This window comes from Moorella mulderi DSM 14980 (assembly GCF_001594015.1).
Lineage (GTDB): Bacteria > Bacillota > DSM-521 > Neomoorellales > Neomoorellaceae > Neomoorella > Neomoorella mulderi.
The window spans coordinates 1-900 of sequence record NZ_LTBC01000049.1 but is presented as its reverse complement, the minus strand read 5'-3'; the positions used below and the strand labels follow the sequence as shown (position 1 = coordinate 900).

At 47.7% G+C, this 900-nt stretch carries 1 protein-coding gene; it reads left to right on the top strand.

Annotation, left to right across the window (positions count from 1 at the left end):
* Positions 1 to 87: 87 nt before the first annotated feature.
* On the top strand, positions 88 to 900 hold an 813-nt coding region (locus MOMUL_RS15190; RefSeq protein WP_153018467.1), incomplete at its 3' end, for an IS110 family transposase.

Here is a 900-nt window from a genome sequence, read left to right as displayed (position 1 = left end):
TTAAGGTAGGTGTTGCCAATAAAAAAGCCTCCTGGTAAAAAGAAAATAGACCAAAACAAACAAACCCACCAGGAGGCGAGAAACCGTATGAATGAGGTGCAAAAGAAATTACTGGTCCATGGCGATGTGATAATTGTCGGTATCGATGTAGCCAAACACAACCACTGGGCACGGATCTATAACCAAATCGAACTGGATGTGGTCAAACCCTTCAAGTTTCATAATAGCAAAGAAGGCTATTATCGTCTAGTGGCAAAAATGGAAGAAGCCAAAGAAAAAGCCCAGGCAACAAGGGTAGTAATCGGCATGGAACCCACCGGCCACTACTGGAAACCCTTAGCATGGTTTCTCCAGGAGCAGGGCTATACGGTAGTGATAGTCAACCCCTATCACGTAAAAAGGCGGAAAGAGGAAGTAGGTAACTCCCCCACCAAGAACGACCGAAAAGACGCCGGGATAATAGCTAAAGTAGTTAAGGACGGGAATTTCCTCCACTGCCTTTTGCCCAAAGGAAAATATGCCGAACTAAGGAACCTGACCGTAACCCGGCGGCAGCAACGCCGGAAACTAAACAGCGCCTTAAACCAACTCCAGGCCATCCTGGACGAATACTTCCCCGAACTGGGGCAAGTATTCAAAAACCTGTTAGGTAAAGCCGCCCAATGGGTCTTAAGGAACTGTCCCTTCCCCAGGTTAATATTAGCCTATAAACTCGAAGAATTAGCCGAGAAGCTAAAAGAAGCCAGTAACCACCGGGTAGGGATGAAAAGGGCCCAGGCCCTCTACAAGACGGCTCAAGAGTCCATAGGAGTAACCGAAGGATTAACCGGAGCCCGACACAGGTTAAACGCCTGCCTGGACGAAATAGCCTTTTACCAGAAGCAGATCGAGCAAACAGAA